The following is a 26,412-nucleotide window of genomic DNA, read 5'->3' on the forward strand; positions in this document are numbered from 1 at the left end:
GTCATGGCCTATCTCGTTGCCTTTCACTGGGGCTGGCTGGCCGGCGCCTTCGCCATCGGGCTGGCGATGGGCTGGGTCGCCGTGGTGCATCGCGCCCCGCGCGTGTCGGGCTGGCTGACCTGGCTGCTGGCGGTGCTGGCCGCCGGCCTGGTCGCGGCGGCCGTGGCCTGCCTGATCCCCGGCCGGGCCGGCTACTGGCTCGAGCTGCTGCTGATCATGTTCGTGCCCTACCTCGTCGGCTGCGCCATCGGCACGTGGCTGCGGGCGCTGGTGGTGATCCGCAGCATGCGGACGAAATCGGCGGCCTGAAGCGGCCGCCCGGCGGTCTGCGCCCGACGCCACCTGCCAAGACTTGCCAAGACTGCGGCGGCGCCCCCCGCCGTCGGCGTGCCCGGGTCATCGCAACTGCGAGACACGAAGGTTTGACGAGGTGCGACCCTGTCAAACGCGCAGCCGGCGCTTATCGTTGGTTGATGCCGACCCGCCCAGCCGTGGGGCCCCCGGAAAGCCCGGAGATGCGCGTTCCTCACCGAAGTTTAACCTGGGCTTTGCAGGCTGGCCGGGAGCGTGCGCCGACGCTCCGTCCTGCATGATGGCTTGCCTGATGTCTTGCCTCATGTGCGGCAAAACGGTGCATCGCAATTCCGTAAAGCCTGCTAAGTATATCCATGTGTACGCTTTTGTTCGCACGCTCCGTGTTCCCCAATGCGTCGAAACGCGCTACGAGGGCGTTGTATGCGCACATGACGCGGCGGCCTCCGGGGCGCGGCGTCCCCGGCCGTCGTGATCGGATCACGGTGAGAGGTGTAGATGCTTGAAGCCATACGCAGAGCGGCCACGTTCCTGCGCGAGAAGCAAGTCCTGCACAAGCTCGGCGTGCTGATCAGCATCGCTGTGATCGCGGTCGCCTGCTACGTCCTCTACCACATGCTGCGCGGCATCGACACCTACGAGGTGCTCGAGGCGATCAAGAGCACGGAGCCGCATCAGATCGCGCTCGCCGCGCTGTTCGTTGCCGCCGGCTATTTCACGCTGACCTTCTACGACCTGTTCGCGGTGCGCGCGATCGGCCACGACCACGTGCCCTACCGCGTCAATGCGCTGGCCGCCTTCACCAGCTATTCGATCGGCCACAATGTCGGCGCCAGCGTCTTCACCGGCGGTGCCGTGCGCTACCGCGTCTATTCGGCCCATGGGCTGAACGCCATCGACGTCGCCAAGATCTGCTTCCTCGCCGGCCTGACGTTCTGGCTCGGCAATGCCGCCGTGCTCGGGCTCGGCATCAGCTATCATCCGGAGGCGGCGGCCTCGATCGACCAGCTGCCGCCCTGGGCCAACCGCATGGCGGCGATCGCGATCCTGGTCGGTCTGTTGGGGTATGTCGCCTGGGTATGGACCAAGCCGCGCGTGGTCGGCCGCGGGCCGTGGACCGTGGTGCTGCCGAGCGGCCCGCTGACCCTGCTGCAGATCGCGATCGGCATCATCGACCTCGGCTTCTGCGCGCTCGCGATGTATGTGCTGGTGCCGGACGAGCCCAATCTCGGCTTCGTCGTCGTGGCCGTGATCTTCGTCTCGGCGACCTTGCTCGGCTTCGCCAGCCATTCGCCCGGCGGGCTCGGCGTGTTCGACGCCGCGATGCTGGTCGGGTTGTGGCAGATGGACCGCGAGGAGCTGCTGGCCGGAATGCTCTTGTTCCGGATGCTGTATTATTTGGCGCCGTTCCTCATTTCTGTAATCTTGCTGACGTTTCGCGAGGTTATCATCAGCACGCGGTCGAAGCGGCTGCGGCAGGCCGCGCTCAGCCTCGATCCGGGCCCCCCGCCTGAAGCCGCTTTTGTGAGGAAGCGCAGCGATTCCGGTGCCTGACGCCAGCTCAAGGGAATAGTAGGACGAGATGGCTCTCGACGCTCCCTCCGACACGGCGCTCTCGATCTTCACCCCCTGGCCGGACCGGCTGCGCCATTCCGCGATCATCCTGCTGGCTGCGGCGCTCGCCCTTGCCGGGCTCGTGCTGCTGGACGAGCTGCTGCCGCTGCGGGCCCTGGCGGTATTCCTATGTATCGCCGCCGCCGCCCTGGTGCCGTGGCGGCTGCATGGCGCGGTCGCCAAGCGGGAGGAGGAGCGCCACGCCAACCCGGTCGAGGCGCCGGCCGTGAGCGCGGTGGTCGAAGGCATCCCCGATCCCGCCGTGCTGCTCGATCGCGCCGGCCGCGTCATCCACCTCAACGCCGCCGCCGCGCAGCTCGCGCCTGCCTTGCGCAAGGGCGAACTCGCCCAATTCGCGCTGCGCACGCCGGAGATCATCACCGCGCTGCGCGAGGCGATCGCCACCACCGAGATCCGCCGCGCCACCTATCACGATCACGTTCCGGTCGATCGCTGGATGGAGCTGATCATCACGCCGGTGCCGGTGCCGACGGCGTTCGGCGGCACCGACAAATGCATGCTGATGACGTTCCACGATCTGACCCCGCTACGCCGGGTCGAGGAGATGCGCGCCGATTTCGTCGCCAATGCCAGCCACGAGCTGCGCACGCCGCTGGCGGCGCTCTCGGGCTTCATCGATACGCTGCAGGGGCCGGCCAAGGACGATCCGAAGGCGCGCGAGCGCTTCCTCGGCATCATGCACATCCAGGCGACGCGCATGGCGCGGCTGATCGACGATCTGCTGTCGCTGTCGCGGGTGGAGCTGTCGGCGCATGTCCAGCCCCACGCCATGGTCGACGTCGTCCCCATCATCCGCCAGGTCACCGACGGGCTGGAGTCGCTGGCGCGCGAGCGCCAGGTGGTGATCGAGACCAGCCTGCCGGAGGCGCCGGTGACGATCGCCGGCGACCGCGAGGAGCTGCTGCGCGTGTTCGAGAACCTGATCGAGAACGCGCTGAAATACGGCGCCTCGGGCGGCCGCGTGATCGTCTCGCTGGAGCAGGCCGTCTCCGCCGAGAACGCGCCGGAGGTCCGGGTCAAGGTGCGCGATTTCGGCCCCGGCATCGCGCCCGAGCATCTGCCGCGGCTGACCGAGCGCTTCTATCGCGTCGATGTCGGTGACAGCCGCGCGCAGGGTGGCACCGGGCTCGGCCTCTCCCTGGTGAAGCACATCCTCAACCGCCATCGCGGCCGGCTTCTGATCGAGAGCGTGCCCCGCAACGGCGCCGCTTTCACGGCCTGCTTTCCGCAGTCCAGGCCCGCAGCACGCGCCTGACGGGCGGGCGCATCTTGCGGCCCGGCGCAGGCCGGGCGCACGTCATCGATCGTCGTGAACAGAGGCCGGACATCGCGAGGCGATGCGGAGCACCTCATCGCCGGCCGCTCAGCGCGTGGTCGACTTCGCCGGCTGGCGGCGGCGGTCGGCCGCGGGCTGATAGGCGACGCGCGAATGCTGCGCGCAATAGGGCAGGCCGGAAAGCGCCTTGCCGCCGCAGAAGAAGAAATCCGCGCTCGAGGGATCGCCGACCGGCCAGTGGCAGGTCGCCTCGTTGAGCTCCAGCAGCGACAGCCGCTGGTTCATCGGCACGACGTTGTCGAATGCAACCGGATCGGGCTCCGCCTCAACCTCGAAAACCTGTGCGAGCGCCGTGTTGCCGCGCGCCACCGGGCGCGCCACCCGCATCATCGGCTGTGCCGGGCGGGCCGCCTTGCGCTGGCGCGGTGCCGCGGTGGCCGGGCTCTTGGCGCGGCCGGACAGGCCCAGCCGGTGCACCTTGCCAATCACGGCGTTGCGCGTCACGTTTCCGAGTTCCGCGGCGATCTGGCTGGCCGACAGTCCGGCTTCCCAGAGTTTTTTCAGTTGCTCGACGCGATCGTCGGACCAGGTCAATACGGTCATCGAACCTTTCCCTTCGCGTTGCGCCGGCCAATCCGGGACGGCGCTGCGATGCTGTCTCAAGAAAATCCCAGGCGGCAGAATCCCTTGTCCCTCGCCGGGCGCGCGCAAGGCACCCGGACGTTACGCAAACTCAGAGAACTTCGAGAGGGATCAGAACTGCCGCACGAGATGTCGTACTCGACATTGAAAACGCTACAATATGGCGTGACTCCCGCGCAAGAGTCGGTGGCCGCAGTCCACACATTCCGTGGTTCCCTGTGGCGTGTCTCGAGGCGTGTCAGGCGTCCGGAATCTCACGGGCCGGCCCCCCATGCATCAGCTGACGCGTAGTTGACTCCCACCGCTGCCCGCATACAATAGATGTACGTGCCGCCTTGAAAAGGCGGCACATTTTGTTTTCCAGGGTGGGGTCCCTGATGCGCGATGGCGCCGCGTGGCGCGTGTCTCGGCCGGCCCGTCAGCTCATGTGATCCGCCATGACCAGTGTTGCCGCTACGCATCTCCTCCCCGTATTCGCCCGGGTCGATCTTTCGTTCGAGCGCGGCGAAGGCGCGTGGCTGATCGCGACCAATGGCGACCGCTATCTCGATTTCACCTCGGGCGTCGCAGTCAATTCGCTCGGCCATACGCATCCGCATCTGGTCAAGGCGCTGCAGGAGCAGGCGGCCAAGCTCTGGCACATGTCGAACCTGTTCAAGAGCCCGGATGGCGAGCGCCTCGCTGCGCGGCTGTGCGAGCAGAGCTTTGCCGACTACGTATTCTTCGCCAATTCGGGCGCGGAGGCGATGGAAGGCGCGATCAAGATCACGCGCAAATATCACGCCGCCAAGGGACATCCCGAACGCTATCGTATCATTACGTTCGAAGGCGCGTTCCACGGCCGCACGCTCGCCACGCTCGCCGCGACAGGTTCGGCCAAATATCTCGACGGTTTCGGTCCGCCGATGGACGGCTTCGATCAGGTTCCGTTCGGCGACATCGAAGCAGTGAAGAAGGCGATCGGTCCGCACACCGCCGGTATCCTGGTCGAGCCGGTGCAGGGCGAGGGCGGCGTGCGCACCGCGCCGCTGCCGTTCTACAAAGCGCTGCGCCAGCTCTGCGACGACAACGGTTTGTTGCTGGTCATCGACGAGGTCCAGACCGGCATGGGCCGCACCGGCGATCTGTTCGCGCATCGCTGGCTCGGCGTCACGCCGGACGTGATGTCGCTGGCGAAGGCGCTCGGCGGCGGCTTTCCGATCGGCGCCGTGCTCGCGACGGCCGAGGCCGCGTCGGGCATGACGCCGGGATCGCATGGCTCGACCTTCGGCGGCAATCCGCTGGCGGTCGCCGCGGCCAACGCCGTGCTCGACGTGATGCTGGCGCCCGGCTTCTTCGATCACGTCCGCAAGATGTCGCTGCTGTTGAAGCAGAAGCTCGGTGCCGTTCTCGATCGTCATCCCGATGTCATCTCCGAGATCCGAGGCGAGGGCCTGCTGATCGGCGTCAAGGCGGTGGTCCCGTCGGGCGATCTGGTCGCGGCGCTGCGCGATCAGAAGCTGCTCACAGTGGGGGCCGGCGACAACGTCGTACGCTTCCTGCCGCCGCTGATCGTCAACGAATCCGAAATCGAACAATCGGTCGAGATGCTCGATCGCGCCTGCGCGGCGCTGTCGGGCGGGCCTGCCAAGCAGGCGGCCGCATCATGAGCAAGACCATGGGCAACACGCCGCGTCATTTCCTCGATCTCACCGAGATGCCGGTGGAGGAGTTGCGCAACGTGCTGGCGCTGTCCAGCGCGATGAAGAAGACCTTGAAGGCGCGCGAGCCGGCGAAGAAGCCGCTCGAGGGCAAGGTGCTGGCGATGATCTTCGACAAGCCGTCGACGCGCACCCGCGTGTCGTTCGACGTCGGCATGCGCCAGCTCGGCGGCGAGGCGATCATGCTGACCGGCACCGAGATGCAGCTCGGCCGCGGCGAGACCATCGCCGACACCGCGCGCGTGCTGTCGCGCTATGTCGACGCCATCATGATCCGCATCCTCAGCCATGAGGCGCTGCTCGAGCTCGCCGCGCACGCCACCGTGCCGGTGATCAACGGTCTGACCCGGCGCTCGCATCCCTGCCAGGTGATGGCCGACGTGATGACCTTCGAGGAGCATCGTGGCTCGATCGAGGGCCGCACCGTGGCCTGGACCGGCGACGACAACAACGTGCTGGCCTCCTGGGCGCATGCCGCCGAGCGCTTCAAGTTCAGGCTCAACGTCGCCACCCCGCCGCAGCTGTCGCCGGGCAAGCCGATGAAGGATTTCATCCGCGCCACCAGGGCCGACATCCATCTCGGCCACGATCCGGAGGTCGCTGTCGTCGGTGCCGACTGCGTCGTCACCGACACCTGGGTGTCGATGGGAGACAAGGATGGCGAGCACCGCCACAATTTGCTCAAGCCCTATCAGGTCAATTCCAAGCTGATGTCGCTGGCCAAGCCGGAGGCGCTGTTCATGCACTGCCTGCCGGCGCATCGCGGCGAGGAGGTCACCGACGAGGTGATCGACGGCCCGCAGTCGGTGGTCTTCGACGAAGCCGAGAACCGCCTGCACGCGCAGAAGGGCATCTTGGCCTGGTGCTTCGGCGAGCGGGCTTAGGGTTCGACTGCGCAATTTCACTGGTGTCGTCCCGGCCTTGAGCCGGGACCCATACCGCGTGATCGAACTGATTTGCAGCGGTGGCCGTTGCTCTGCGTAGTTGGAGCGATCGTGGTTCGTCGGTTACGGCTTAGCGTCGGCGACTACCACCGACGTCCCTCGATAGCATCCGCGGTATGGGTCCCGGCCCAAGGCCGGGACGACAGCCGGGAGATGCCCTTCCATTCGTTTCAATCATCCCCAAATACGCCCCATGACAACCAATTCCCCCGACAACGACATCCATCTCGACACCAGCCGCGCGCCCTCGGCGGTGCCGGTCGACGACGCCGTGCTGCCGTTCGAGGTCGCGGCGCTGGATCTGCGCGGCCGGCTTACCCGCATGGGCCCCGCGCTCGACGATATCCTCACCAAGCACGCCTATCCCGCGCCCGTGGGCAAGCTGCTCGGCGAGGCCATCGTGCTGACGACGCTGCTCGGCTCCTCGCTGAAATTCGACGGCCGCTTCATCCTGCAGACCCAGACCGACGGGCCGGTGTCGTTCCTGGTGGTCGACTTCCAGGCGCCCGACCGGCTGCGCGCCTACGCACGCTATGACGAAGCACGACTGCAAGAGCTGAAGGATTCGGCCAAGGACTCCGGCGGCCTGCTCGGCAAGGGCCATCTGGCGATGACCATCGATCAGGGCGCCGACATGAGCCGCTACCAGGGCCTCGTCGCGCTCACCGGCGGCAGTCTGGAGGAGGCCGCGCATGAATACTTCCTGCGCTCCGAGCAGATCCCGACCCGTGTGCGCCTCGCCGTCGGCGAGGAGTGGAGCGGTGGCAAGCACCGCTGGCGCGCCGGCGGCCTGCTGACGCAGTTCCTGCCCCAGGCGCCCGAGCGCCTGCGCCAGGCCGATCTGCATCCCGGCGATGCGCCCGAGGGCACCGAGCTGCATGCGGTCGAGGAAGACGAGGCCTGGATCGAGGGCCAATCGCTTGTCGCGACGGTCGAGGATATCGAGCTGATCGACCCGGCGCTGTCCGGCGAGCGGCTGCTGTATCGTCTGTTTCACGAGCGCGGCGTCCGCGTGTTCGACACCGTGCTGCTGCAAGCGCGCTGCTCCTGCTCGCGCGATGCGGTCGCCAACATGCTGAAGAGCTTCTCGCCCCAGGACCGCGCCGACATGGTGCAGGACGACAAGGTCGTCGTCACCTGCGAGTTCTGCTCCTCGGTCTATCATTTCACTCCGCATGAAGCCGGCGTGACGGAGAATTGACTCTGTTGCGCTCGCTCCGCGCGTCGTAGCGATCGTGGTCGAGCGACAGCCCTCCGTACGTCATCGCGAGCGCAGCGACGCGATTCAGAGTCGTTTCGACGGCTCTGGATCGCGTCGTCGCTTCGCTCGTCGCGATGACGCTCGATAGGCGGCGGCTGCGTCGCGCGGCGCCGGAGAGAATGTCGGGAGTTCGTGTGCGCCGGCGATCTCCATTAGTTCGTTGTTGAAAATCGGTTTTCTCGCTGATCGACGCCACATCCTTGCCCGTCGCGTTGATTGGTCGCAGCAACAAACAACTTGTGCCGTCGGGCAAATCACTGGCACATTTCCGCGCATCCTGTTGCCGCATGAGGGGCGTTTCGCGACCGTCACGGACCGTTGGCAGTGGGAGGCGATGGGCGTGTGTTGCCGCAGCGTAGTTCAGTCTGCGTGGACGAACGGCGATGCACGCACGGTCAAGTCGCGCGGTCCTGATATCCCGATGCTGATATCAACTCACGTTGAGGCTTCGCTTCGCGTGGGGATGGCGGCCAGAAAGCCCGGCGCGCCAGGGAGAACGCGAAGCGGCCGTTAAAACCAGTCGCGCAGGGAGGGCCGGGTCGTTCCGGCTGAACCTGTGGTACCTGCCGCCTGCATTTTTTTCTGCAGGCGGGCCGCAGGCCTCAGCCGAGGCCTGGCCTTCCCTGCGCCCTCTATTTGCAGAGGGCGGATGAATGGGCAAAGCTCGGACGCGGGATGCGTCGCGAGAACGATGACGTGTGGCGTGAGTACAGGATCCATCGTATTGCACTTCGTCCGCTGGCGCGTTGTCGGAAGCTTGCCGGGACGACAGCGGGCCAAACATCGGCAGGCGAGGCGAGCCGCAAGGACAAGGTGTTGAACGTCGAGAGCAGCACAAGAGACAGCGAGCGGACGACTGGGGGGCAGTCGAACTGCATGCCTTCTCAGCTAATTCAACACCCGCTTGCCGTCGGGGCTGTCGAGCGAGAAGGCCGGCACGGCGATGTCGAAGTGCTCACCGCTCTCGCTCTCCATCTGGTACGAGCCGGCCATGAAGCCGGACGCGGTGGTGAGCGGGACGCCGGAGGTGTATTCGAAGCGCTCGCCCGGCGCGAGCACCGGCTGCTCGCCGACCACGCCCTCGCCGCGGACCTCCTGCTGCCGGCCGATCCCATCGGTGATGATCCAGTGCCGGCTGCGCAGCCGCACCGTCTCCTCCCCGCTGTTGGTGATGACGACGGTATAGGACCAGAACCAGCGGCCATCGACCACCGACGACTTCTCAGGCAGGAAGTTCGGTTCGACGGTCACTTCGATGTGGCGAGTCACGGCGCGATACATGGTGGCATTGTAGCGGAAACCAGCGCCGGAACCAATCGGGACGCCATCGTGCTTTCAACACAGTTCCGCATTATGGCACCAAAATCGCGGACTCTGTCGCCCGTATGCGCGATCCGTTCCTTGGGCTCGGATCGGGCGCGGCCGGCAGCACCCTGGCGGTGATCGCCCTGTCCTGCGTCGTGCGATCGCCACCAGCCGTCCGCCAAGGTCGAAAAACTGGGCACGGCCCAGCTGATAAGTCCTTCATCGCTTGCGCGAAAACTGCGCAGCCCTACATTTCCCCCTGCCGGGCCTCGAGGGCTGGCAGCTTTGACGCGGTGCCTGATGACGTCGATTGTCGATCGCCTTGCCGGACCGTCCGCCCCCGCAGCCAGCGCCGCACCCGCGCCGGCTACGGAGACTGCCGCTGCGGCGAGCGCGGCTGCACCTGCGGTTGCATCTGCATCTGCCGTCGCGGCTGCGCCGGCCGTCACCGCTGCACCCGCCACCACCGCCGTCCCTGCGATCACCTTCCCGGCGGTCGGCGAGCGCGAACTGCGGCTCGACCTGTTTCGCGGGCTGGCGCTATGGCTGATCTTCATCGACCATCTGCCGCCGAACCTGCTGACCTGGTTCACGCTCCGCAACTACGGCTTCTCCGACGCCACCGAGATCTTCATCTTCATCTCAGGCTACACGGCGGCGTTCGTCTACGGCCGGGCGATGCAGGATGCCGGTTTCATCGTCGCAACCGCGCGCATCCTGCGCCGCGTCTGGCAGATCTACGTCGCCCACGTCTTCCTGTTTACGATCTTCCTCGCCGAGATTTCCTACGTCGCGACCAGCTTCGAGAACCCGCTCTACACCGAAGAGATGGGAATCATGGATTTTCTCAAGCAGCCGGACGTGACCATCGTGCAGGCGCTGATCCTGCGCTTCCGCCCCGTCAATATGGACGTGCTGCCGCTCTACATCGTGCTGATGTTGTTCCTGCCGTTGATCCTGTGGCTGATGCGCTGGCGGCCCGACGTGACGCTCGGCCTATCCGTCATTCTCTATGCCGTGACCTGGGAGCTCGATCTCTATCTGACGGCCTATCCCAACGGCTTCTGGGCCTTCAATCCGTTCGCCTGGCAATTGCTGTTCGTGTTCGGCGCCTGGTGCGCGCTCGGCGGCGCGCGGCGCATGTCGCGCATCATCAACTCGCCGATCACGCTCGGGCTCTGCGTCGCCTATCTGGTCGCGGCCTTCTGTGTGACCCTGACCTGGTACATTCCGCAGCTCGGCCATCTGATGCCGCGCCGAATCGAGCAGTGGATGTATCCGATCGACAAGACCGACCTTGACGTGTTGCGTTTCGCGCATTTTCTCGCACTCGCAGCACTCACCGTGCACTATTTGCGCAAGGATTGGCCGCTCTTGAAGTCGCCGTGGCTGCGTCCGCTGATTGTCTGTGGGCAACACTCGCTCGAGATCTTCTGTCTCGGCGTGTTTCTGGCGTTTGCGGGCCACTTCGTCCTTGCCGAAGTGTCCGGCGGCGCCATGATGCACGCGGTGATCAGCCTTTGCGGCATCCTCATCATGTGGGGGGTGGCGTCGTTGATTTCGTGGTACAAGCGTGAGGCCGATAAGGGCGCGACGCGAAAAGGTGCGCGCAGCAACGCCGATCTGGCGGGAGGGGGCTGATGAAGTCCGTCTCGTGGTTAAGGTTTGGTATCGCAGTGCTGGCTGTTTCGCTGGCGGCCTCTGCGCGCGCGGAAGAGGCGCCGCAGAACTGCGAGGTGCCGGCCTACCTGCTGACCACCGAGAGCCCGCTTCCGAAGGTTGCAGACGCCGTCAAGAACGGCCGCACGCTGGATATTCTCGTCGTCGGAAGCCGCTCATCTTCCATTGTCGCCACCTCCGACGCCAATGCCTACCCCGCCCGTCTGCAGGCTGCGTTGAAGGACAAGCTGCCAACCGTCGCCGTCAATCTCAGCATCGAGCTGCAGCCCAAGAAGACGGCCGAGGAGGTCGCTGGCAATCTCGTTAAACTGGTGGAAGGAAAAAGGCCTAATTTGGTCATCTGGCAGACCGGCACGGTCGACGCCATGCGGTCGATCGATCCTGATGAGTTCCGGCAGGCGGTCGACGACGGTGTGGCGACGCTGCAGAAAGCGGGAGCTGACGTCGTCTTGATGAACCTGCAATACAGTCCGCGGACGGAGACATTGATCTCCGTGCCGCCCTATGTCGACAACATGCGTGTGGTGGCGCAGCACCGGGACATTCCGCTGTTCGATCGGTTTGCCATCATGCGGCAATGGAACGAGCAGGGCGATTTCGACCTGTTCAATCCAACGCACGGGGTCGAGCTGGCCAAGCAGGTTCATGACTGCCTCGGCCGGGCGCTGTCGAAGTTCATCATCGACGCGGCGCATATCGGGCCGGCGCAGCAGAACTAGGGTTATGTCGTTCATGACGTCGAATGAGTGTCACCGCGTCTCCGGGACATGGGAGAAGCTTTCGGCCGTTGCGGTCATTGCCATCGCCCTCGCGCTGAGCCCGCAGAAGCTACGGGCGCAGAGCGCAGCGCCGGCTGCGCCCGCCGCGCTTTCCGATGTGGAGAGCTCCGATCCAAAGGCTCCGCTGATCAGCGGGCTGCGACCGAGCATCGGTCACGTCACGGTGGCGCAGGCGAACGATCAGGTGCCCGGGCCGATCGCCGTGGCGCGCCCGGCGGCCACGACCTCGCCGCCTGCGGCGACGACCGCGCCGGCCATGACCGATGCACAGCCGCCGGCTGCAGCCGGGCAGGCCGTCGCGGCGGCGCCGCCGTCGCGCAGCATCACCGAGCGGGCGATCGACAAGGTCAAGCAGGTCGCGAAGTCGGCCACCGACATCTTCAACCGCGTGCCGTGCCTGACGCCGAAGGGCGTCGCCAAGAAGAATTTCATTTCGCTGCCGCACGTCGCCAACAAGCTCGCCTCCGGCCTGCCGGTCGTCATCGTCGCCTTCGGCTCGTCGTCGACGCAGGGCTATGGCGCGAGCGCGCCGGACTACACCTATCCGAATCGGCTCGCCGCGCAGCTGCGCCGGCAATATCCGATGGTCGACATCAGCGTCATCAATGCCGGCGTCGGCGGCGAGGATGCGCCGGAGATGATGAAGCGGCTGGAGACGTCGGTGATCGACCGGCATCCGGATCTCGTGATCTGGCAGGTCGGCACCAATGCGGTGCTGCGCGATCTCGATCCCGCCGAGACCGCCAAGCTGGTCGATGACGGCGTCGCCAAGATCCAGGCGGCGGCCTCCGATGTCGTGCTGGTCGACCTGCAATATTCGCCGCGCGTCAACGAGCGCTCGGAGAACGCCAGCCGCATGAACAAGCTGCTCGGGCGTATCGCCGAGCTGCATCACGCCGGCATCTTCCCGCGCTTCGAGGTGATGCGCGACTGGCACGAGCGGCAGGCGATCCCGATCAACGAGTTCGTGATCTCGGACGGTCTGCACATGAGCGATTGGGGCTACGCCTGCTTCGCCCAGCTGCTCGGCGACGACATCATCCGCTCGGTCGGCCAGGTCAAGCTCGGCATCAACACGCCGGCCAATGTGCTGACCTATCGGCCGATGTGAGAGTGGCGAGTAGGGAATAGCGAGTAGCGAATAGGATGCAATCGGTGCGCCCTATTCGCCATTCTCTATGCGGCCATTCGCTACGCGGCCCTCAGGGCCGCATCCAGATCCTCGATCAGATCGTCGGCATGCTCGAGCCCGGCGGAGAAGCGGATGAAGCCCTCGCTGATGCCGAGCTCGGCGCGTGCCTCCGGCGTCAGCCGCTGGTGCGTCGTCGTCGCCGGATGCGTGACCAGCGTCTTTGCGTCGCCGAGATTGTTGGAGATGCGCGCGAGCTTCAAGCCGTTGAGCGTACGGAAGGCGCCGGCCTTGCCGCCCTTCACCTCGAAGCCGACCAGCGTCGAGCCGGCGCGCATCTGCTTGCGCACGGTCGCCGCCTGCGGATGGTCCTCGCGGCCGGGATAGATCAGCCGCGAGATCTTCGGATGCGCCGCGAGAAAGTCGGCCACCTTCGCCGCCGTCTCGGTTTGCGCGCGCACGCGCACCGCCAAGGTCTCCAGGCCCTTGAGCAGGACCCAGGCGTTGAACGGCGAGATCGACGGACCGGTCTGGCGCATGAAATTGTGGATGTGCTCGGCGATGAACGCCTCCGACGACAGGATCACGCCGCCGAGGCAGCGGCCCTGGCCATCGATGTGCTTGGTCGCGGAATACACCACGACGTCGGCGCCGAGCGCGAGCGGGCTCTGCCAGATCGGGGTCGCGAACACGTTGTCGACGATCAGCCGCGCGCCACGGGCGTGCGCGATCTCGGCGATCGCCGGGATGTCCATCACGTCGAGCGTCGGGTTGGTCGGGCTCTCCAGGAAGAACGACTTGGTGTTCGGCCTGACCGCCTTCTGCCATTGGTCGAGGTCGAGCCCATCGACCAGGGTCGATTCGATGCCGTAGCGCGGCAAGAGATCTTCGACGACGTAGCGGCACGAGCCGAACAGCGCCTTGGCGGCGACGACGTGATCGCCGGCACGGAGGGGAGCGAGGATTGCAGTGGTGACCGCGGCCATGCCGGTTGCGGCCGAGCGGCAGGCCTCGGCGCCCTCGAGCTCGATCATGCGGCGCTCGAACATCGCCGTGGTCGGGTTGGAGAAGCGCGAATAGATGAAGCCGGGGTCCTCGCCCTTGAAGCGCGCCTCGCACTCCTCGGCGGTGGCGTAGACGAAGCCTTGCGTGAGATAGAGCGCCTCGGCGGTCTCGCCGAATTCGGAACGCAAGGTGCCGGAATGCACCAGACGGGTTTCGGGACGATAGTGGGCGAACGACGCCGGGGCCTTCGCGGGGGACTTCGACATGTGACCTCCATCGTGACCACCGCCTCCAGCGATGGGCACAAAAAAACCGGCCTGGGAAAACTCCTCACGGCCGGGATCACAATCGTCCCCGGCCTGTTTAGCGACTTATTTAACGTGGCTGCAAGCCGGCCGGCTCAAATCACCACGGGATAAGTCGTGCTCATAGTCGCAACCGGCCTTTCCGTCAAGCCAGCCATCGGATAACCGGTAAAAAGACCCTATATAGGCTCGATAAGCCGCCGTTCCGGCGCCTGCAAAGGATCAGGTCTTGCCGTTTTCGCTCAGCCCCGACGCCCACGGCATCCTCCCCGATCGCATGATCGTGGCGATGGCGGAGGCTGGCCTGATCATCCCCGCATACGATTTTGTCGAAAGCCAGATCCAGCCGGCGAGCCTGGACCTGCGGCTCGGCGACATCGCCTATCGCGTGCGGGCAAGCTTTCTGCCTGGGCCGGGCGCGACGGTCGCCGAGCGTATCGACGAGTTGAAGCTGCACGAATTTGCGCTCGCGGACGGCGCAGTGCTGGAGACCAACTGCGTCTACATCGTGCCGCTCTTGGAGAGTCTCGCGCTGCCGAAGGACATCGTCGCGGCCGCCAATCCGAAGAGCTCGACCGGGCGGCTCGACGTGTTCACCCGCGTGATCGCCGACGGCACGCGACGGTTCGACATGATCGGAGCCGGCTATCACGGTCCGCTCTACGCCGAGATCAGCCCGAAGACGTTTCCCGTTTTGCTGCGCGAAGGCTCGCGCCTGTCCCAGGTCCGCTTCCGCTACCGCGACGCGGTTCTGTCGGAGGACGAACTGATCGCGCTGCATCAGGCCGAGCGGCTGGTGGATCGCGATGATGCGGATCTCGTCGGCGGCGTCGCTCTTTCCGTCGACCTGTCCGGCAGCAATGCCAAGGGCTATGTGGGCTATCGCGCCAAGCGCCACACCGGCGTCGTCGACGTCGACCGCCGCGCCGGCTATGCCGTGGAGGAGTTCTGGGAGCCGATCAAGGCGCGACCCGACGGCAGCCTCATTCTCGATCCCGGCGAGTTCTACATCCTGGCTTCGAAGGAGGCCGTGCAGGTGCCGCCGGACTACGCCGCCGAGATGGTGCCGTTCGATCCGCTCGTGGGCGAATTCCGTGTCCATTATGCCGGCTTCTTCGATCCCGGCTTCGGCTATGCCGGCGCCGGCGGGCAGGGCTCGCGCGCGGTGCTCGAGGTGCGCTCGCGCGAGGTGCCGTTCATCCTCGAGCACGGTCAGATCGTCGGCCGCCTCGTCTATGAGAAGATGCTGGCCCGGCCGAACGCGATGTATGGCAGCCGCATCGGCTCCAACTACCAGGCCCAGGGCCTGAAGCTCTCCAAGCACTTCCGCCTCTAGGCCGGGCTGCGCGCTGACCGCGCACCCCCAATGCGCCTGCTGCACGGGGCGCGGCCCGGCGGTGTGCTAGGAGGAACGACAAAGGTCCCGCCAGATGGCGCGGCCAAACGGGGAGCGAGCATGTCCGAGATCGGCTTGGCCGACAGTCCGGTCGGCGAGGGGCGTACGTTGCCGCCCATCGCGAAGCCGGTTCGGAATGCGCTCGTCGACGGACCCATTCTGCGCACCCTGCTGTCGCTGGGCTGGCCCAACATCATCGCGAACACGGCCGGCACCTGCGTCGTCATCGCAGAGACCTCCTATATCGGCCGGCTCGGTATCGAGGCGTTGGCGGCGATGGCGCTGGTGTTCCCGCTGGTGATCCTGACCATGACGATGTCCGGCGGCGCCATGGGCGGCGGCGTGGCCTCGGCGATCGCGCGGGCGCTCGGCGCCGGCGACACCGAACGGGCCTCGACCCTCGCGACGCACGCGCTGCTGATCGCGCTATTGTTCGGCGCGACCTTCATGATCGGCATGCTGGTGTTCGGACCTGCCTTGCTGGAGGTGCTCGGCGGCCGCGGCGCGGTGCTGAGCCATGCCACAGCCTATCTGCAGATCTTCTTCGGCGGCGCGGTACTGCCCTGGCTGATGAACTCGATGGCCGGCATCCTGCGCGGCACCGGCAACATGAAGCTGCCGTCGTTCATGATCCTCAGCTCGGCACTGCTGCAGATCGTGCTCGGCGGCACGCTCAGCCTGGTCCTCGGGCTCGGCATGCGCGGCGTCGCCGCCGGCGCGCTGCTGGCCTTCTGCGTCAGCATCTCGGTGATGGGCTGGTATCTGTTCTCGGGCCGCGCGCGCGTCCGGCCGAAGCTGCGAGGTCTCAAGATCAGCCGTGCGATGTTCGCCGACATCCTCAAGGTCGGCGCCATCGCCTGCTTCTCGCCGCTGCAATCCGTGCTGTCGATCGCGATCTTCACGCACATGCTGGCATCGTTCGGCACCGCCGTGCTGGCCGGCTACGGCATCGGCGCACGGCTCGAATTCATGGTGACCACTGTCGCGTTCTCCGTCGGCATGGCCTCGGTGCCGATGGTCGGCATGGCGATCGGTGCGGAAAGAATCGCGCGTGCCCGCCGGATCGCCTGGACGGCGGGGCTGGTCTCTTTCGCGTCGGTGGGTGCGTTGTCGACGCTGATCGCGATCGTCCCGCAATTGTGGGTCGACATCTTCACCCAGGACGAGAGCGCGCGCAGCGCGGGCCGGCACTATCTTCAGGTCGCAGCGCCAATGTATGCCTTCATCGGCCTGGCGATCTCGATGTACTTCTCCTCGCAGGGCGCAGCCAGGGTGATCGGTCCGGTGCTGGCACAGACGGTGCGGCTCGTCTTCATCGCCGCAGGCGGCAGCTATCTGCTGAGCCATGCCGCGACCGAGGGCGACTTCTTCATGCTGGCGGCGTCCTCGATGGTCCTGCTCGGAGTGCTGACGCTCGCCACCGTCATGCTCACCCGCTGGGGCCCGAAGCCGGCCGCAGCGCTGGAGCTGCGCCCGGCCGTGCTGGCGGCCGAACTCGGCTCGGGGGCGCAGATCCCGCCATCTCCGCATGTCGGCTGACGGCTGCTCGGCTCGTCTAGGCGCGCAGCCCGCCTAGGGCGTCCTGCATCGCGCGCCTGCCGAGCGCCATCTGCTGCTCGATATAGGGCGCGATGGCGTGCGGCAGCACGTCGGTGATCCAGAGCATCCGGCAACCCTGCGCGCCGTCGGGGATGATCTGCACGGACGCGTTGTGATGCGTCACGCGCTCGCTCTCGATCGTGTAGACCAGACGCTGCTGCGCCTCGTCGCAACTGACGAGGCGTTCGCGCACCACGTTGCCGTTGGCGAAGGTCACGATCCGGACGTCGCCGTCGAGCTGGCAATCGACGACGAAGCCGGGCGCCAGCCGGGTATGAACGGCGCCGAAGTCGCGCACGGCGTCCCAGACGGCGGCCGCGGAGGCTGCGATCGGGATGTCCTTCTGAATCGATGCCATGGCCGGGGACCTCACGGACACACGGCTTCGATGTTGTTGCCGTCGGGATCGATCAGGAAGGCGGCGTAGTAGGTCGGACTGTAGTCCGCGCGCGGCCCGGCGCCGCCATTGTCGCTGCCGCCGGCCTTCAGCCCCTCGCTGTGGAATCTGGCGACCGCCGCGTGGTCCCGGGCGCGGAACGCGATATGGGCGGCGCCTTTGCTGGCGCCCTTGTCGAGATACAGCCACAGCGCCGGCTCCCCCTTCGGGCCGAAGCCCGCCGACGCCTCGTCCTTGGAGCAGAGGATGTGGCCGAGCGGCGCCAGCGCCGATGTGTAGAAGCGGACGCTGGCGTCCAGATTGCCGACCTTGAGGCCGATATGATCGTACATCGATGATCTCCATGCTTCGCGTGCGGCTGCCGCACGCGCTGGATCATCCAATCAATGGCGGCTCAGATGGTCTTGGAGAATCTTGCGCTCGCCGCGCGACGCCTTGCGAAACTTCGCCGGCGACACGCCGGCAGCGCGCGCGAAGGTGCGGGTGAAATTCGACAGATCGGCAAAACCCGAATCGTAGGCGATGGTGGTGACCGGCGTATCCTCCTCGCTGAGACGCCGCGCGGCGCGCCGCAAGCGGGAGCGGATCAGATATTGATGCGGCGTCACGCCGATCGTGGCCGCGAACAGCCGCAGGAAATGGAACGGGCTGACGCCGGCCTCACCAGCCGCAGCCGCCAGGTCGATGTCGCGCGCCGCATTGTCGTCGATCCACAATGCGCTCTCGACCGCGCGCCGGCGATCGCGAAGGCTTGGCGTCGCCGCCCGTTCCTGCTGGCCCGTGGCGGTCGCGACGAAGCGGCTGGCGATGATCTGGCCAACCTCGTCCAGACCGAGGTCCTGCTCGCGCGCGGCGACGGCCTCCGCGAGCTCACCGAGGAGCATGAGCTCCGGCAGCGGCGGCATCGCGCCAACCCGCCAGGCCCGCCTGTCGCCGCCGATCTCATCGATGAGCGCATGATCGAAGAAGAATGACAGGCATTCGTCGCCGCAGACGTGATCGTGCGTACACATGAACTCATCGCCGGGATGGCCCACCAGCAGCGAGCCGGTGACCAGCTCGAAGAAGCGGCCGCGGTGCCGACAGCCGAAGCTGCCTTTGCGCACGTAGGACAGCGAGTAGCCGGCATACTGCTCGACATAGGGACGCTCGCCCGGAACCGCCGCACAGCGGAACTCGGACACGGTGACGTCACGGCTTTCGAACAGGATGGTGGCGGTCATCCAGCAAATCTAGCGTATTGCGGATGAAAGAGGAGGGTCGCGTGCGAGAAAATATCGCCCGGCGCTCGAGGCACGCTACGACGCGCGCGGCCGGTCGACCGCGAGAAACGCGTCGAACAACGTCAGGCCCGCATGAGGCCGTGCGCCTTCGAGCGACAGCAGCCGCCGCTTGGAGATGACGCCGCTGTTGGGCGACGGCTTGTCGAGGCCGTTGCCGATGTCGCGCACGCGGTGACAGGGAACGATCAGCACGAGCGCATTCTTGCTCAGCGCCTGCGCGATCGAATTCAGCGCCTTGGGAACGTGCAGTTCGTCTGCGATCGCGTCGGCGCTGCGCGTCTCGCCGCGCGGAATGGCACGAATGCAATCATAGACGCGCTGGTTAAAGGGCGTGACGCCGCCGAGATCGAGCACGACATCGGAGAAGTCGACCTCCTGCCCGCGCAGCATGGCGGTTATGCCTTCGATGGCAAGTTCAATATTCGAACACGGGCGCTGCTCCCGCGCTTCGGGGAATTGGCGAAACAGGCGCCGCCGCGTCTCGATTTCCCGTGCTTCCGGCAGTTGTACGCCGGTGATTCCGGCATCGCTCCACGCAATGCCGCAACGGCCGAGGGCCGTATCAAAGATCGTATACCCACGCCCCATGACGCCACCCCAACCCCACGCCACATCATATCATCGTCACGATCGCCCGCATCAACTTTGTTTACAAAGTGTTAACAGCGCGGCGTGACCGGGGCGGGTTTGCCCTGATTTGGGTGATGGTTGTCAAGCGTCCCGTTGCGATCGCTGTCTGCGATCTCTGTCATCGGCATCGCGATCGCGGAATGCGGCGCAGCGCGCAGGCGAGGTGCGATCGACCAGAGGCGCTACGGCTGGCTCACCAATGTAGGTCTATCGCCAGCAAAATCAGGATCATGCGCAAGCCACAGTTCGAGCAGGCTCAGGAAGGTCACGGCGATCCCGATCGTGATGCTGACATGCATCGCCGACGTATGCACGAACCCGAGCAGCCACGGAGCTGCAATCAGCCACAATCCAAGCGCGACCTTCAGCCACTCCTCCCAATCGGCAAACGCCAGGAGGCCGCCGAGCGAGAGCACGACGACGGCAGCCCCCGCCAACGCAGCATCGATCCGGCCGGCGCTGCCGACGAAGCCGAACAGCCAGGGCGCGACGGCCAGGAACAGACCGCAGCCGAGGGTGTAAAGGTCGAGCGCCGACGGGCCCGCCATGACGGCGAGGGCTTTCGAGGTTGCGGTCTGAGACGCGGGGCTTTGGCTTTGCATGATGTGAGCTCCCAGGACCTTGACGGCGCGGCGAAGCAGCGAGGGGTGCCGCCTCCAACGGGCAAAAGCGCGACCGGCCCGATCCGTTCCGGAGCCGGCGGTCGCGGCCGATCACGATCCGGAGATCAGGCCGGTGCAGAACTGTTGCGTCCGCCACCTCTGGGCCTGACGGTGTCGCGGCAACAAGCCGCTTGGCGAAACGCATGGTCTCGGCTAAGCATTGACGAGCGCGGGCGTAGTTCAATGGTAGAACGGCAGCTTCCCAAGCTGCATACGAGGGTTCGATTCCCTTCGCCCGCTCCAATGCCGCAATGTCCTGCTGCTACGCTCTGCAAAATCAGCTTCGTGCGGTAGCCGACGGCCGCAAAGCTGCCGCGCGTTTTGCATAGATCGCCTCGATCTCCTTCGCGAAGCTCCGCTCGATCGCCGGACGCTTGTTCTTCAACGTCGGCGTGATCAGGCCTTCCTGCACGGTCCACGGCTCCAAGGTCCAATGCACCGCCTTCGGCGTCGCGTAGGACGGATAGGCCTTCGCGGCTCGCGCAATGTGGCGCAGCAGAGAGGCCGCTTCGGCCTCGGTGCCGCGCTGGCCGTGCGCCGCGAGCCTCGCCTGCTGCTCAGCCCAGCCGTTGGCGTTGAGCACGACGATCGCGGTCAGGAACGGCCGGTTCTCGCCGATCACGATGGCCTGCTCGAACAGCGGATCGGTCAGGATCGCGGTTTCCAGATCGGCGGGCGCAATCTTCTCGCCGGTCGAGGTGACAAGGATGTCCTTGATCCGACCGGTGATGGTGATGCGTCCGCTGTCGATGCGGGCCTGGTCGCCGGTGTGCAGCCAGCCGTCGGCTTCCCTGGTGCGCGCGGTCTCCTCCGGCCGGTGCCAATAGCCGAGCATCACGTTCGGGCCGCGCACCATCAACTCGTCATTGTCGCCGATGCGCACCTCGATGCCCGGCAGGGCGCGTCCGACGGTGCGCGGGTCGTTGTCGTCAGGCGTGTTGACGCTGACGACGGGCGATGTCTCGGTCATGCCGTAGCCCTGCAGCACCTCGAGCCCGAGCGCCAGGAACAGCCGCACCACCGGCTCGGCGATCGGCGCGCCGCCGCTGACGGCGACGTGCAGCCGTCCGCCGAATCGAGCCAGTATCTTGGCGGCGACCAGGCGTTGCAGCAGCGGCCACGCGATTCGGTCGAACGCTGAAAGTCTGGTTCCGCGCCCATGCTGCGCATCGAAGCGCCGGCCGCCGATCGCGATGGTCAGGTCGAGCAGCGCCCGTTCGAGCGGGTTTGCGATCGCGCGGTGATGCATGATGACCGAGTAGATGCGCTCATAGATGCGCGGCACGGAGATCAGGATGGTCGGACGGACCTCCACCAGATCTTCGGACAGCTGCTTCACCGAGCGCGCATAGGCGACGCAGGCGCCGATGGCGATCGGGTAGTAGTAGCCCGCAGTGCGCTCGAACGTGTGTGACAGCGGCAGGAACGACAGGAATACGTCGTCGGTATCGGCCGCCAGCCGCTGATGAATGGCCTTGAGGTTGGAGACGACGTTGTCGTGCGACAGCATCACACCCTTGGGCCGGCCCGTCGTGCCCGAGGTGTAGACGATGGCGGCGAGGTCGTGCGGCGCGATGGCGATCCGGGTGCCGGGAAGCGTGGCGTTGCCGGCTGCGTTCAGCCACGCCTCCAGATCGATGAGGCGCGGATCGCCGGTCGGCTGGGTCGTTCGCCGGTCGGCGCAGACGATCCGCCGCAGGTCGGGCAGGGCCTCGCCGACCGCTGCGATCTCGTCCCAGCGTGTGTCCGAATCGACCAGCAGCAGCCGGGCACCGGAATCGGCGAGGATGTAGGCGATGCTGTCGGCATTATCGACGGCATGCATCGGCACCGGCACCAGGCCGAGCGAGAGCGCGGCCTGATCGATGGCGAGATGTGCGATCCCGTTCGGCATCAGGATGGCGACACGCTCACCCTGGGCGAAGCCGTCGGCCGCAAGCGCCCGCCGCCAGCGGTCGACGACGAGATCGATCTCGCGCCAGCAGAAGCTCGCCCATCGGCCGCTTCTTGCGTCGAAATGTCGGTAGGCCTGCTTGTCCGGGCTCCGTTCGACGCGCCAGCGCCAGAGTTCGGGCAAGGTGGTGATGGCGGCCAGCGTGCCGGCCGCCATGGCGTGATCATCGATGGGATTTGACTGCTGCACGCCCGTCTCCGGCGATCCTGAACTCGTCGCGAAGCAGAAGCTCTGCAGCGGCGGACCGGATCCGACGTTGACGTAGCGCAATCACCACGAGACAGGTCGTGCGTCTGCGCATGGGAGCCCGGCCATCGCGGCAGGCCGACCGCACTGCGGAAGCCGGGCGGAACGGGACGTCCGTCAGGCGCCCTGCGGGACCTTGTCGAGAAACCCGATGACGCGCCGGATGCGGCCGTCGGCCAGCTCGACGAAATCCGTGCCCTGGATCGGGGCTTCCGCATTCTCGGGGCCGAGCTCCCAGGAAAAGCGGAGATGATGACCGTGGCCGTCCGCGGAGCCGATCAGGCGAAAGCGGAAGTCGGGAAAGCGCTGCTGCACGCCCGCGACCAGGCCATCCACCGCATCGCGTCCTTCGCCGCGCATCAGCGGGTCGACATAGAGCGCATCCGCGGTCCAGTGACGTGCGAGCAATGCGCCGCGCTGCGCGGCATCGCGTTCGTTCCACAGCGCGATGTAGCTCTCGGCGATCTCAGTCGGGTTGGTCATCGGTGCTCTCCATGTTGTGAACGATGAGGAGCCCATCATCGCGCCCGGCGCGCAGCGAATCGATTACGTCGAACGTCATCTCATCCGGAATGACAGAACTGTAAGTTGCCGCCTGTTTGCGCGAGGGCTACGCCACGCGCAGAGGCGGTGCGGGGAATGCGTCTCATGATGTCCGACACTTGGAAGTGGATTGCCGTCGCAATCTGTCTGGTGCTGTTCACGGCGGATACCGTGCTCAAGCCGCAGGACAAGCCCAATCGCATGGTGTTCTTCGAGCTGCATCGCGGCGAGAGCCCGACGATGATCGGCATGATGCGCGACGACCTCGTCAAGCTGCCGGGACGCGGCGCCAGCCGCATCCGCGACGCGCTCGCGCGCGGCGAGACGTTAACGGTCTGGCAATATGAATTAAGAAAGATTGAAGACGGCAGCTATCAGGAGGTGCCGGAGCGGCAGATCCAGCTCGGCGCCGCCGATGCGCCGCTCGTCACGTTTGGAGCGCGGATTCGGCTGCCCGATAATTAGTTAACTTCACGGGGACCGAGGGCGTCGGGAGGCAGATCGTCCTCCCGGCTGCCAGCGCGATATCGGCCGGACCTCGCTCCATCTCGCGATCAGACGGCGCGCTGCTGGGAGTGATCCTGCCGCGCCCGCTTGCGGGGCGGAGCTCGGCCGCACGGTCCAAACTTGTGATTGCATTGGTCGCATCTCCGGATTTCGGCCATGCCAGCCAGGGCTGGCGGGAGCGCGCACCCACGATCGTGATCGCACGAGCGCCCCTGGGCCGGCGATGAGAGGGGTGAGCGTCCCGCCGTCACTGGGCAACGGGGCGTGTGTCGCGCGGCAGCTCGGCTACCGGGTTTTTCCGGAGTGTCGTTTGTGCCGCCGTGACGCCGCTGCCGCGCCGATGGGCGAATCATGCCGGGCCTCTGCCTTGCTCGTGGCGCCATCGCCATGTCCGGAACCAGCGTTCGGCCATTTTCGGTGGTAGCGACTCATTGGTGCAGCGGGCTTGCAACACTCGCGGTGAATTTGGCTTTCGTCACCGCGCTGTCCTGGACAAAAACACGATCTCGAAACACGCTGCATTTGCGATTTGGATTTGGCTTTCGCGTTCCGGTTCTGCGGATGGGGTCGTGATTGCAAGGTCCACCGCAGTCCAAGCATCACAAGAAGCGCATCACACGAAGCGTGCCAAAGTCGGTCAGATCGGTTTTCGCCGGGTTGCACTGGGGCTCGACATGAAATTCTGGACGGGATTGCTTGCGGTCGTTCTGTTGCTGTCGGGGGTCGGCGCCAGCCAGGCCGTGGTCCGGATCGCCGATGACCGCGGTGGCCGGATCGGAACCTATGTCGACAAGTACCAGGGCCTGCGATCCTCCGGTGAGTATGTGATCATCGACGGGCTTTGCGCCTCGGCCTGCACCATCGTGCTCGGGGCGATCCCCCACGAGAAGATCTGCGTCACCTCGCATGCCAATCTCGGATTCCACGCCGCCTGGGATTTCGGCGCCAACGGCCGCGCCGTCACCAACCCCGAGGCGACCCAGATGCTGTACTCGATGTACCCGTCGCCGATCCGCCGCTGGATCACCCAGCGCGGCGGCCTGACGCCCCGGATGATCTTCCTGAAGGGCAAGGAGCTGCAGGCAATGTACAAGCCCTGCTATATGGATGCCCAGGCATCGTCTCCGGCCTCCTCGCATGTTGCGCCCAATGCGCCGGCCATCTCGCCGGCCGCGGCCAAGGCCTCCGCCTCCCATTGATGACGCCGGCCACCGGCCGTTTCGGGTGATCGGCTGCCCGTCCGCGGCGCTTGCCTGGACCGGCCGCGGGGCTTATCTGAAGCGCGAGGGGCGGGCCGCTCGGGCCAGCACCCGCCCGATGAGTACGCCATCATGCAGCCTCTTTCAGCGCCGCAAGAGATACCGTCCGCGTCGGGTGACCGGCGTTCGGCCTCCGCTTCGGCTATCGTGGCTGGGGTTGCGGCGATCGGGCTCGTCGCCGGCGCCGTGACGATGTGGGTGCAGTACGGGACCGCGGTGTTCTTCGAGACGATCGCGGCCGGCTGGCAAGCCTGCTTCTGAGACAGTGAAGGAGCGCGCAATGCCATCCAATGCCACCCGCCCCCTGGTGATCGTCGGAGCCTTTGCCGCCAGCCTCGTGGTCGGGCTGTCGCTGATGTTCCTCATCATGGGCGGCGGCCGAAACATCGCGGCGCCGGCCGCGATCGGCGGACCGTTCCAGCTGACCGACCAGAGCGGGGCCGTCGTCACCGAGAAGAGCCTTGAAGGCCGTCCGACCCTGATCTTCTTCGGCTTCACCCATTGCCCGGACGTCTGTCCGACCTCGCTGTTCGAGATCTCCGAGGTGCTGCGCGCGATGGGCAAGGACGCCGACGGCGTCAACGCCTATTTCGTCTCGGTCGACCCCGAGCGCGACAATCCGGCCGCGATGAAGGACTACCTCTCCAGCTTCGACCCGCATCTGAAGGGTCTGACCGGCGATCCCGAGGTTCTGGCGAAGGTTCTCACCGAGTACCGGGTCTATGCCAAGAAGGTCCCGCTGAAGGACGGTGATTACACCATGGACCACACCGCCCTGGTGTATCTGATGGACCGCAACGGCCGGTTCGTCGCGCCGTTCAACCTGAAGCGGACGCCCGAGGAAGCGGCGGCGGATCTCAAGAAGTACCTCTGAGCGCGTTGACGCTCCAGCCGGGCGGCCGCCTCCGGGCCGAATCCAGCCTCGAATTTGCGCCGGGATGGTCTATAAGGCGCTGACCATCGGGACCGCTGATGCAGACCGTCTTATCAAAGCCCGTGAAATCCGCGCCTGCGGCCCGCGCCGCCATCGCCAGCGCGCTGCTCTGCTTCGGTCTCGCCGCAGCCGGCTCGGAGGTGCGCGCCCAGGCGCCCGTGCGGCCCGCCGTCGAGGCGGCGCCGCAGGCCGTCCCCGGCTTCTGGGACCCGCGACGCCGGCCCGACCGGCCCGATTTGTCGCGCCTCACCGTGATTCGTTTCCTGACCGAGACCGATTATCCGCCGTTCAACTTCACCGGTCCGGACGGCAATCCGGCCGGCTTCAACGTCGATCTGGCACGGGCGATCTGCGACGAGATCAAGGTCACCTGCACCGTCCAGATGCGCCGGTTCGAAACCCTGCTCGATGCGCTGTCCTCGAACCGGGGCGATGCGATCATCGCCTCGATCGCGGTGACGCCGCAGATGCGGGCGCGGGCCGACTTCTCCGATCCGTATTACCGGGCGCCCGCCCGCTTCGTGTCCCGCCGCGATGCCGTCATGACCGAGATCCGCCCCGAATTTCTCGAGGGTAAGAAGATCGGCGCCGTCGCCGGCACCGCGCACGAGGCCTACCTCAAGGCGATGTTCACCGACGCGGAGATCAAGACCTATCCGAACGACGAGGCGCTGCGGCAGGCGCTGCGCCGGGCCGAGGTCGACCTGATCTTCGGCGACGGCATCTCGCTGGCGTTCTGGGTCAATGGCACCGATTCCGGCGATTGCTGCGCCTTTTCCGGTGGACCTTTCGTCGAAAGCCGCTATTTCGGCGAGGGCGTAGGCATCGCCGTGCGCAAGGGCAACGACCTCTTGCGCCAGGCGCTGAACTGGGCGCTGTTCCGGGTCTGGGAAAAAGGCCGCTACACCGACCTGTGGCTGCGCTACTTCTCGATCAGCCCGTTCTAGCGCTTGCCGTCGTTCCGGGGCGCGTCGAAGACGCGAAACCGGAACCTCGAGATTCCGGGTTCGATGCTTCGCATCGCCCCGG

The 26,412-nt window shown here is 66.2% G+C and carries 26 protein-coding genes, 1 tRNA gene and 1 riboswitch; of the genes, 16 read left to right on the forward strand and 11 right to left on the reverse strand.

Going from position 1 to position 26,412, the window contains the following annotated elements:
• Nucleotides 1-3: 3 nt before the first annotated feature.
• The 3 genes from QW881_RS26460 to QW881_RS26470 all read left to right on the forward strand — a co-directional run bounded on the left by QW881_RS26460 (nucleotide 4) and on the right by QW881_RS26470 (nucleotide 3,202).
• Nucleotides 4-309 (forward strand): hypothetical protein, encoded by a 306-nt coding sequence (locus QW881_RS26460; RefSeq protein WP_315740516.1) that lies wholly within the window; start codon nucleotides 4-6, stop codon nucleotides 307-309.
• A gap of 501 nt (nucleotides 310-810) precedes the next feature.
• Complete coding sequence (locus QW881_RS26465) at nucleotides 811-1,866, forward strand: lysylphosphatidylglycerol synthase domain-containing protein (RefSeq protein WP_315740515.1); 1,056 nt, start codon at nucleotides 811-813, stop codon at nucleotides 1,864-1,866.
• Nucleotides 1,867-1,894: 28 nt separating this feature from the next.
• A complete protein-coding gene (locus tag QW881_RS26470) occupies nucleotides 1,895-3,202 on the forward strand; it encodes an ATP-binding protein (protein ID WP_315757643.1) in 1,308 nt (435 codons plus the stop codon).
• Nucleotides 3,203-3,310: 108 nt separating this feature from the next.
• Here the strand turns inward: QW881_RS26470 and QW881_RS26475 are convergent, their stop codons facing one another.
• Entirely contained in the window at nucleotides 3,311-3,826 is a 516-nt protein-coding gene (locus tag QW881_RS26475; protein WP_315717142.1) for a GcrA family cell cycle regulator, read from the reverse strand.
• A gap of 476 nt (nucleotides 3,827-4,302) precedes the next feature.
• Between QW881_RS26475 and QW881_RS26480 the strand changes: the two genes are divergently transcribed.
• The 3 genes from QW881_RS26480 to QW881_RS26490 all read left to right on the forward strand — a co-directional run bounded on the left by QW881_RS26480 (nucleotide 4,303) and on the right by QW881_RS26490 (nucleotide 7,710).
• Nucleotides 4,303-5,514, forward strand: coding sequence for an aspartate aminotransferase family protein (locus tag QW881_RS26480; protein ID WP_315757642.1), 1,212 nt, complete (start codon nucleotides 4,303-4,305; stop codon nucleotides 5,512-5,514).
• A gap of 8 nt (nucleotides 5,515-5,522) precedes the next feature.
• Entirely contained in the window at nucleotides 5,523-6,449 is a 927-nt protein-coding gene (gene argF, locus QW881_RS26485) for an ornithine carbamoyltransferase (RefSeq protein ID WP_315757684.1), read from the forward strand.
• Between the two features lie 253 nt (nucleotides 6,450-6,702).
• Nucleotides 6,703-7,710, forward strand: a complete 1,008-nt coding sequence (locus tag QW881_RS26490) for an Hsp33 family molecular chaperone (protein WP_315757641.1) — start codon at nucleotides 6,703-6,705, stop codon at nucleotides 7,708-7,710.
• On the opposite strand, the gene QW881_RS26495 is transcribed toward QW881_RS26490, so the two are convergent.
• Nucleotides 7,676-8,059: a hypothetical protein gene (locus QW881_RS26495; RefSeq protein WP_315757640.1), complete on the reverse strand. Its 384-nt coding sequence runs from the start codon at nucleotides 8,057-8,059 to the stop codon at nucleotides 7,676-7,678. The two genes, QW881_RS26490 and QW881_RS26495, sit on opposite strands and share 35 nt — an antisense overlap.
• 599 nt (nucleotides 8,060-8,658) lie before the next feature.
• Nucleotides 8,659-9,051: a Co2+/Mg2+ efflux protein ApaG gene (gene apaG, locus QW881_RS26500; RefSeq protein WP_315757639.1), complete on the reverse strand. Its 393-nt coding sequence runs from the start codon at nucleotides 9,049-9,051 to the stop codon at nucleotides 8,659-8,661.
• A gap of 324 nt (nucleotides 9,052-9,375) precedes the next feature.
• On the opposite strand from apaG, the gene QW881_RS26505 reads away from it, so the two are divergent.
• Genes QW881_RS26505 through QW881_RS26515 form a run of 3 tightly spaced genes read left to right on the forward strand, consistent with a single transcriptional unit; the run spans nucleotide 9,376 to nucleotide 12,645 of the window.
• Nucleotides 9,376-10,716, forward strand: a complete 1,341-nt coding sequence (locus QW881_RS26505; protein ID WP_315757638.1) for an OpgC domain-containing protein — start codon at nucleotides 9,376-9,378, stop codon at nucleotides 10,714-10,716.
• Nucleotides 10,716-11,474: an SGNH/GDSL hydrolase family protein gene (locus QW881_RS26510; protein WP_315757636.1), complete on the forward strand. Its 759-nt coding sequence runs from the start codon at nucleotides 10,716-10,718 to the stop codon at nucleotides 11,472-11,474. The genes QW881_RS26505 and QW881_RS26510 overlap by 1 nt, the downstream gene beginning before the upstream one ends.
• 13 nt (nucleotides 11,475-11,487) lie before the next feature.
• A complete protein-coding gene (locus tag QW881_RS26515) occupies nucleotides 11,488-12,645 on the forward strand; it encodes an SGNH/GDSL hydrolase family protein (RefSeq protein WP_315757635.1) in 1,158 nt (385 codons plus the stop codon).
• 80 nt (nucleotides 12,646-12,725) lie between these two features.
• Here the strand turns inward: QW881_RS26515 and QW881_RS26520 are convergent, their stop codons facing one another.
• Nucleotides 12,726-13,934, reverse strand: a complete 1,209-nt coding sequence (locus tag QW881_RS26520; protein ID WP_315757634.1) for an O-succinylhomoserine sulfhydrylase — start codon at nucleotides 13,932-13,934, stop codon at nucleotides 12,726-12,728.
• A 76-nt stretch (nucleotides 13,935-14,010) separates the two neighbouring features.
• A riboswitch (SAM riboswitch) is annotated at nucleotides 14,011-14,090 on the reverse strand.
• Between the two features lie 112 nt (nucleotides 14,091-14,202).
• Here QW881_RS26520 and QW881_RS26525 point away from each other — a divergent pair.
• Both QW881_RS26525 and QW881_RS26530 read left to right on the forward strand, forming a co-directional pair.
• A complete protein-coding gene (locus QW881_RS26525) occupies nucleotides 14,203-15,309 on the forward strand; it encodes a 2'-deoxycytidine 5'-triphosphate deaminase (protein ID WP_315757633.1) in 1,107 nt (368 codons plus the stop codon).
• Between the two features lie 120 nt (nucleotides 15,310-15,429).
• A complete protein-coding gene (locus QW881_RS26530; protein WP_315757632.1) occupies nucleotides 15,430-16,908 on the forward strand; it encodes an MATE family efflux transporter in 1,479 nt (492 codons plus the stop codon).
• 16 nt (nucleotides 16,909-16,924) lie between these two features.
• Here the strand turns inward: QW881_RS26530 and QW881_RS26535 are convergent, their stop codons facing one another.
• The 5 genes from QW881_RS26535 to QW881_RS26555 all read right to left on the reverse strand — a co-directional run bounded on the left by QW881_RS26535 (nucleotide 16,925) and on the right by QW881_RS26555 (nucleotide 19,880).
• Nucleotides 16,925-17,326: an SRPBCC family protein gene (locus tag QW881_RS26535; protein ID WP_315757631.1), complete on the reverse strand. Its 402-nt coding sequence runs from the start codon at nucleotides 17,324-17,326 to the stop codon at nucleotides 16,925-16,927.
• An 11-nt stretch (nucleotides 17,327-17,337) separates the two neighbouring features.
• Complete coding sequence (locus QW881_RS26540) at nucleotides 17,338-17,697, reverse strand: VOC family protein (RefSeq protein ID WP_315757630.1); 360 nt, start codon at nucleotides 17,695-17,697, stop codon at nucleotides 17,338-17,340.
• Nucleotides 17,698-17,748: 51 nt separating this feature from the next.
• Nucleotides 17,749-18,588: an AraC family transcriptional regulator gene (locus tag QW881_RS26545; RefSeq protein WP_315757629.1), complete on the reverse strand. Its 840-nt coding sequence runs from the start codon at nucleotides 18,586-18,588 to the stop codon at nucleotides 17,749-17,751.
• A 75-nt stretch (nucleotides 18,589-18,663) separates the two neighbouring features.
• A complete protein-coding gene (locus QW881_RS26550) occupies nucleotides 18,664-19,236 on the reverse strand; it encodes a methylated-DNA--[protein]-cysteine S-methyltransferase (protein WP_315757628.1) in 573 nt (190 codons plus the stop codon).
• A gap of 224 nt (nucleotides 19,237-19,460) precedes the next feature.
• Nucleotides 19,461-19,880, reverse strand: a complete 420-nt coding sequence (locus tag QW881_RS26555) for an SPW repeat protein (RefSeq protein ID WP_315757627.1) — start codon at nucleotides 19,878-19,880, stop codon at nucleotides 19,461-19,463.
• A gap of 229 nt (nucleotides 19,881-20,109) precedes the next feature.
• On the opposite strand from QW881_RS26555, the gene QW881_RS26560 reads away from it, so the two are divergent.
• A tRNA-Gly gene (locus QW881_RS26560) sits at nucleotides 20,110-20,183 on the forward strand.
• A gap of 34 nt (nucleotides 20,184-20,217) precedes the next feature.
• Here QW881_RS26560 and QW881_RS26565 read toward each other — a convergent pair.
• The gene (locus tag QW881_RS26565; protein ID WP_315757626.1) at nucleotides 20,218-22,083 is read right to left on the reverse strand and encodes an AMP-dependent synthetase/ligase; all 1,866 of its coding nucleotides are present in this window, start codon (nucleotides 22,081-22,083) and stop codon (nucleotides 20,218-20,220) included.
• 174 nt (nucleotides 22,084-22,257) lie between these two features.
• A complete protein-coding gene (locus QW881_RS26570; RefSeq protein WP_315757625.1) occupies nucleotides 22,258-22,623 on the reverse strand; it encodes a nuclear transport factor 2 family protein in 366 nt (121 codons plus the stop codon).
• Between the two features lie 165 nt (nucleotides 22,624-22,788).
• On the opposite strand from QW881_RS26570, the gene QW881_RS26575 reads away from it, so the two are divergent.
• The 4 genes from QW881_RS26575 (at nucleotide 22,789) to QW881_RS26590 (ending at nucleotide 26,330) form a co-directional block, all read left to right on the forward strand.
• Nucleotides 22,789-23,148, forward strand: coding sequence for a hypothetical protein (locus tag QW881_RS26575; RefSeq protein ID WP_315717159.1), 360 nt, complete (start codon nucleotides 22,789-22,791; stop codon nucleotides 23,146-23,148).
• A 716-nt stretch (nucleotides 23,149-23,864) separates the two neighbouring features.
• A complete protein-coding gene (locus QW881_RS26580; protein ID WP_315735802.1) occupies nucleotides 23,865-24,389 on the forward strand; it encodes a hypothetical protein in 525 nt (174 codons plus the stop codon).
• Between the two features lie 340 nt (nucleotides 24,390-24,729).
• Complete coding sequence (locus QW881_RS26585; protein ID WP_315735806.1) at nucleotides 24,730-25,323, forward strand: SCO family protein; 594 nt, start codon at nucleotides 24,730-24,732, stop codon at nucleotides 25,321-25,323.
• A 98-nt stretch (nucleotides 25,324-25,421) separates the two neighbouring features.
• Nucleotides 25,422-26,330, forward strand: a complete 909-nt coding sequence (locus tag QW881_RS26590; RefSeq protein ID WP_315735807.1) for a transporter substrate-binding domain-containing protein — start codon at nucleotides 25,422-25,424, stop codon at nucleotides 26,328-26,330.
• Nucleotides 26,331-26,412: the final 82 nt, after the last annotated feature.

Origin of the sequence: Bradyrhizobium sp. SZCCHNS3016 (assembly GCF_032484535.1) — a bacterium.
GTDB lineage: Bacteria > Pseudomonadota > Alphaproteobacteria > Rhizobiales > Xanthobacteraceae > Bradyrhizobium.

Coding starts and splice junctions, on each gene's coding strand:
- QW881_RS26460 (WP_315740516.1), top strand. CDS start 4: ATGGCCTATCTCGTTGCCTTTCACTGGGGCTGGCTGGCCGGCGCCTTC.
- QW881_RS26465 (WP_315740515.1), top strand. CDS start 811: ATGCTTGAAGCCATACGCAGAGCGGCCACGTTCCTGCGCGAGAAGCAA.
- QW881_RS26470 (WP_315757643.1), top strand. CDS start 1,895: ATGGCTCTCGACGCTCCCTCCGACACGGCGCTCTCGATCTTCACCCCC.
- QW881_RS26475 (WP_315717142.1), bottom strand. CDS start 3,826: ATGACCGTATTGACCTGGTCCGACGATCGCGTCGAGCAACTGAAAAAA.
- QW881_RS26480 (WP_315757642.1), top strand. CDS start 4,303: ATGACCAGTGTTGCCGCTACGCATCTCCTCCCCGTATTCGCCCGGGTC.
- argF (WP_315757684.1), top strand. CDS start 5,523: ATGGGCAACACGCCGCGTCATTTCCTCGATCTCACCGAGATGCCGGTG.
- QW881_RS26490 (WP_315757641.1), top strand. CDS start 6,703: ATGACAACCAATTCCCCCGACAACGACATCCATCTCGACACCAGCCGC.
- QW881_RS26495 (WP_315757640.1), bottom strand. CDS start 8,059: ATGCGGCAACAGGATGCGCGGAAATGTGCCAGTGATTTGCCCGACGGC.
- apaG (WP_315757639.1), bottom strand. CDS start 9,051: ATGTATCGCGCCGTGACTCGCCACATCGAAGTGACCGTCGAACCGAAC.
- QW881_RS26505 (WP_315757638.1), top strand. CDS start 9,376: ATGACGTCGATTGTCGATCGCCTTGCCGGACCGTCCGCCCCCGCAGCC.
- QW881_RS26510 (WP_315757636.1), top strand. CDS start 10,716: ATGAAGTCCGTCTCGTGGTTAAGGTTTGGTATCGCAGTGCTGGCTGTT.
- QW881_RS26515 (WP_315757635.1), top strand. CDS start 11,488: ATGACGTCGAATGAGTGTCACCGCGTCTCCGGGACATGGGAGAAGCTT.
- QW881_RS26520 (WP_315757634.1), bottom strand. CDS start 13,934: ATGTCGAAGTCCCCCGCGAAGGCCCCGGCGTCGTTCGCCCACTATCGT.
- QW881_RS26530 (WP_315757632.1), top strand. CDS start 15,430: ATGTCCGAGATCGGCTTGGCCGACAGTCCGGTCGGCGAGGGGCGTACG.
- QW881_RS26535 (WP_315757631.1), bottom strand. CDS start 17,326: ATGGCATCGATTCAGAAGGACATCCCGATCGCAGCCTCCGCGGCCGCC.
- QW881_RS26540 (WP_315757630.1), bottom strand. CDS start 17,697: ATGTACGATCATATCGGCCTCAAGGTCGGCAATCTGGACGCCAGCGTC.
- QW881_RS26545 (WP_315757629.1), bottom strand. CDS start 18,588: ATGACCGCCACCATCCTGTTCGAAAGCCGTGACGTCACCGTGTCCGAG.
- QW881_RS26550 (WP_315757628.1), bottom strand. CDS start 19,236: ATGGGGCGTGGGTATACGATCTTTGATACGGCCCTCGGCCGTTGCGGC.
- QW881_RS26555 (WP_315757627.1), bottom strand. CDS start 19,880: ATGCAAAGCCAAAGCCCCGCGTCTCAGACCGCAACCTCGAAAGCCCTC.
- QW881_RS26570 (WP_315757625.1), bottom strand. CDS start 22,623: ATGACCAACCCGACTGAGATCGCCGAGAGCTACATCGCGCTGTGGAAC.
- QW881_RS26575 (WP_315717159.1), top strand. CDS start 22,789: ATGATGTCCGACACTTGGAAGTGGATTGCCGTCGCAATCTGTCTGGTG.
- QW881_RS26580 (WP_315735802.1), top strand. CDS start 23,865: ATGAAATTCTGGACGGGATTGCTTGCGGTCGTTCTGTTGCTGTCGGGG.
- QW881_RS26585 (WP_315735806.1), top strand. CDS start 24,730: ATGCCATCCAATGCCACCCGCCCCCTGGTGATCGTCGGAGCCTTTGCC.
- QW881_RS26590 (WP_315735807.1), top strand. CDS start 25,422: ATGCAGACCGTCTTATCAAAGCCCGTGAAATCCGCGCCTGCGGCCCGC.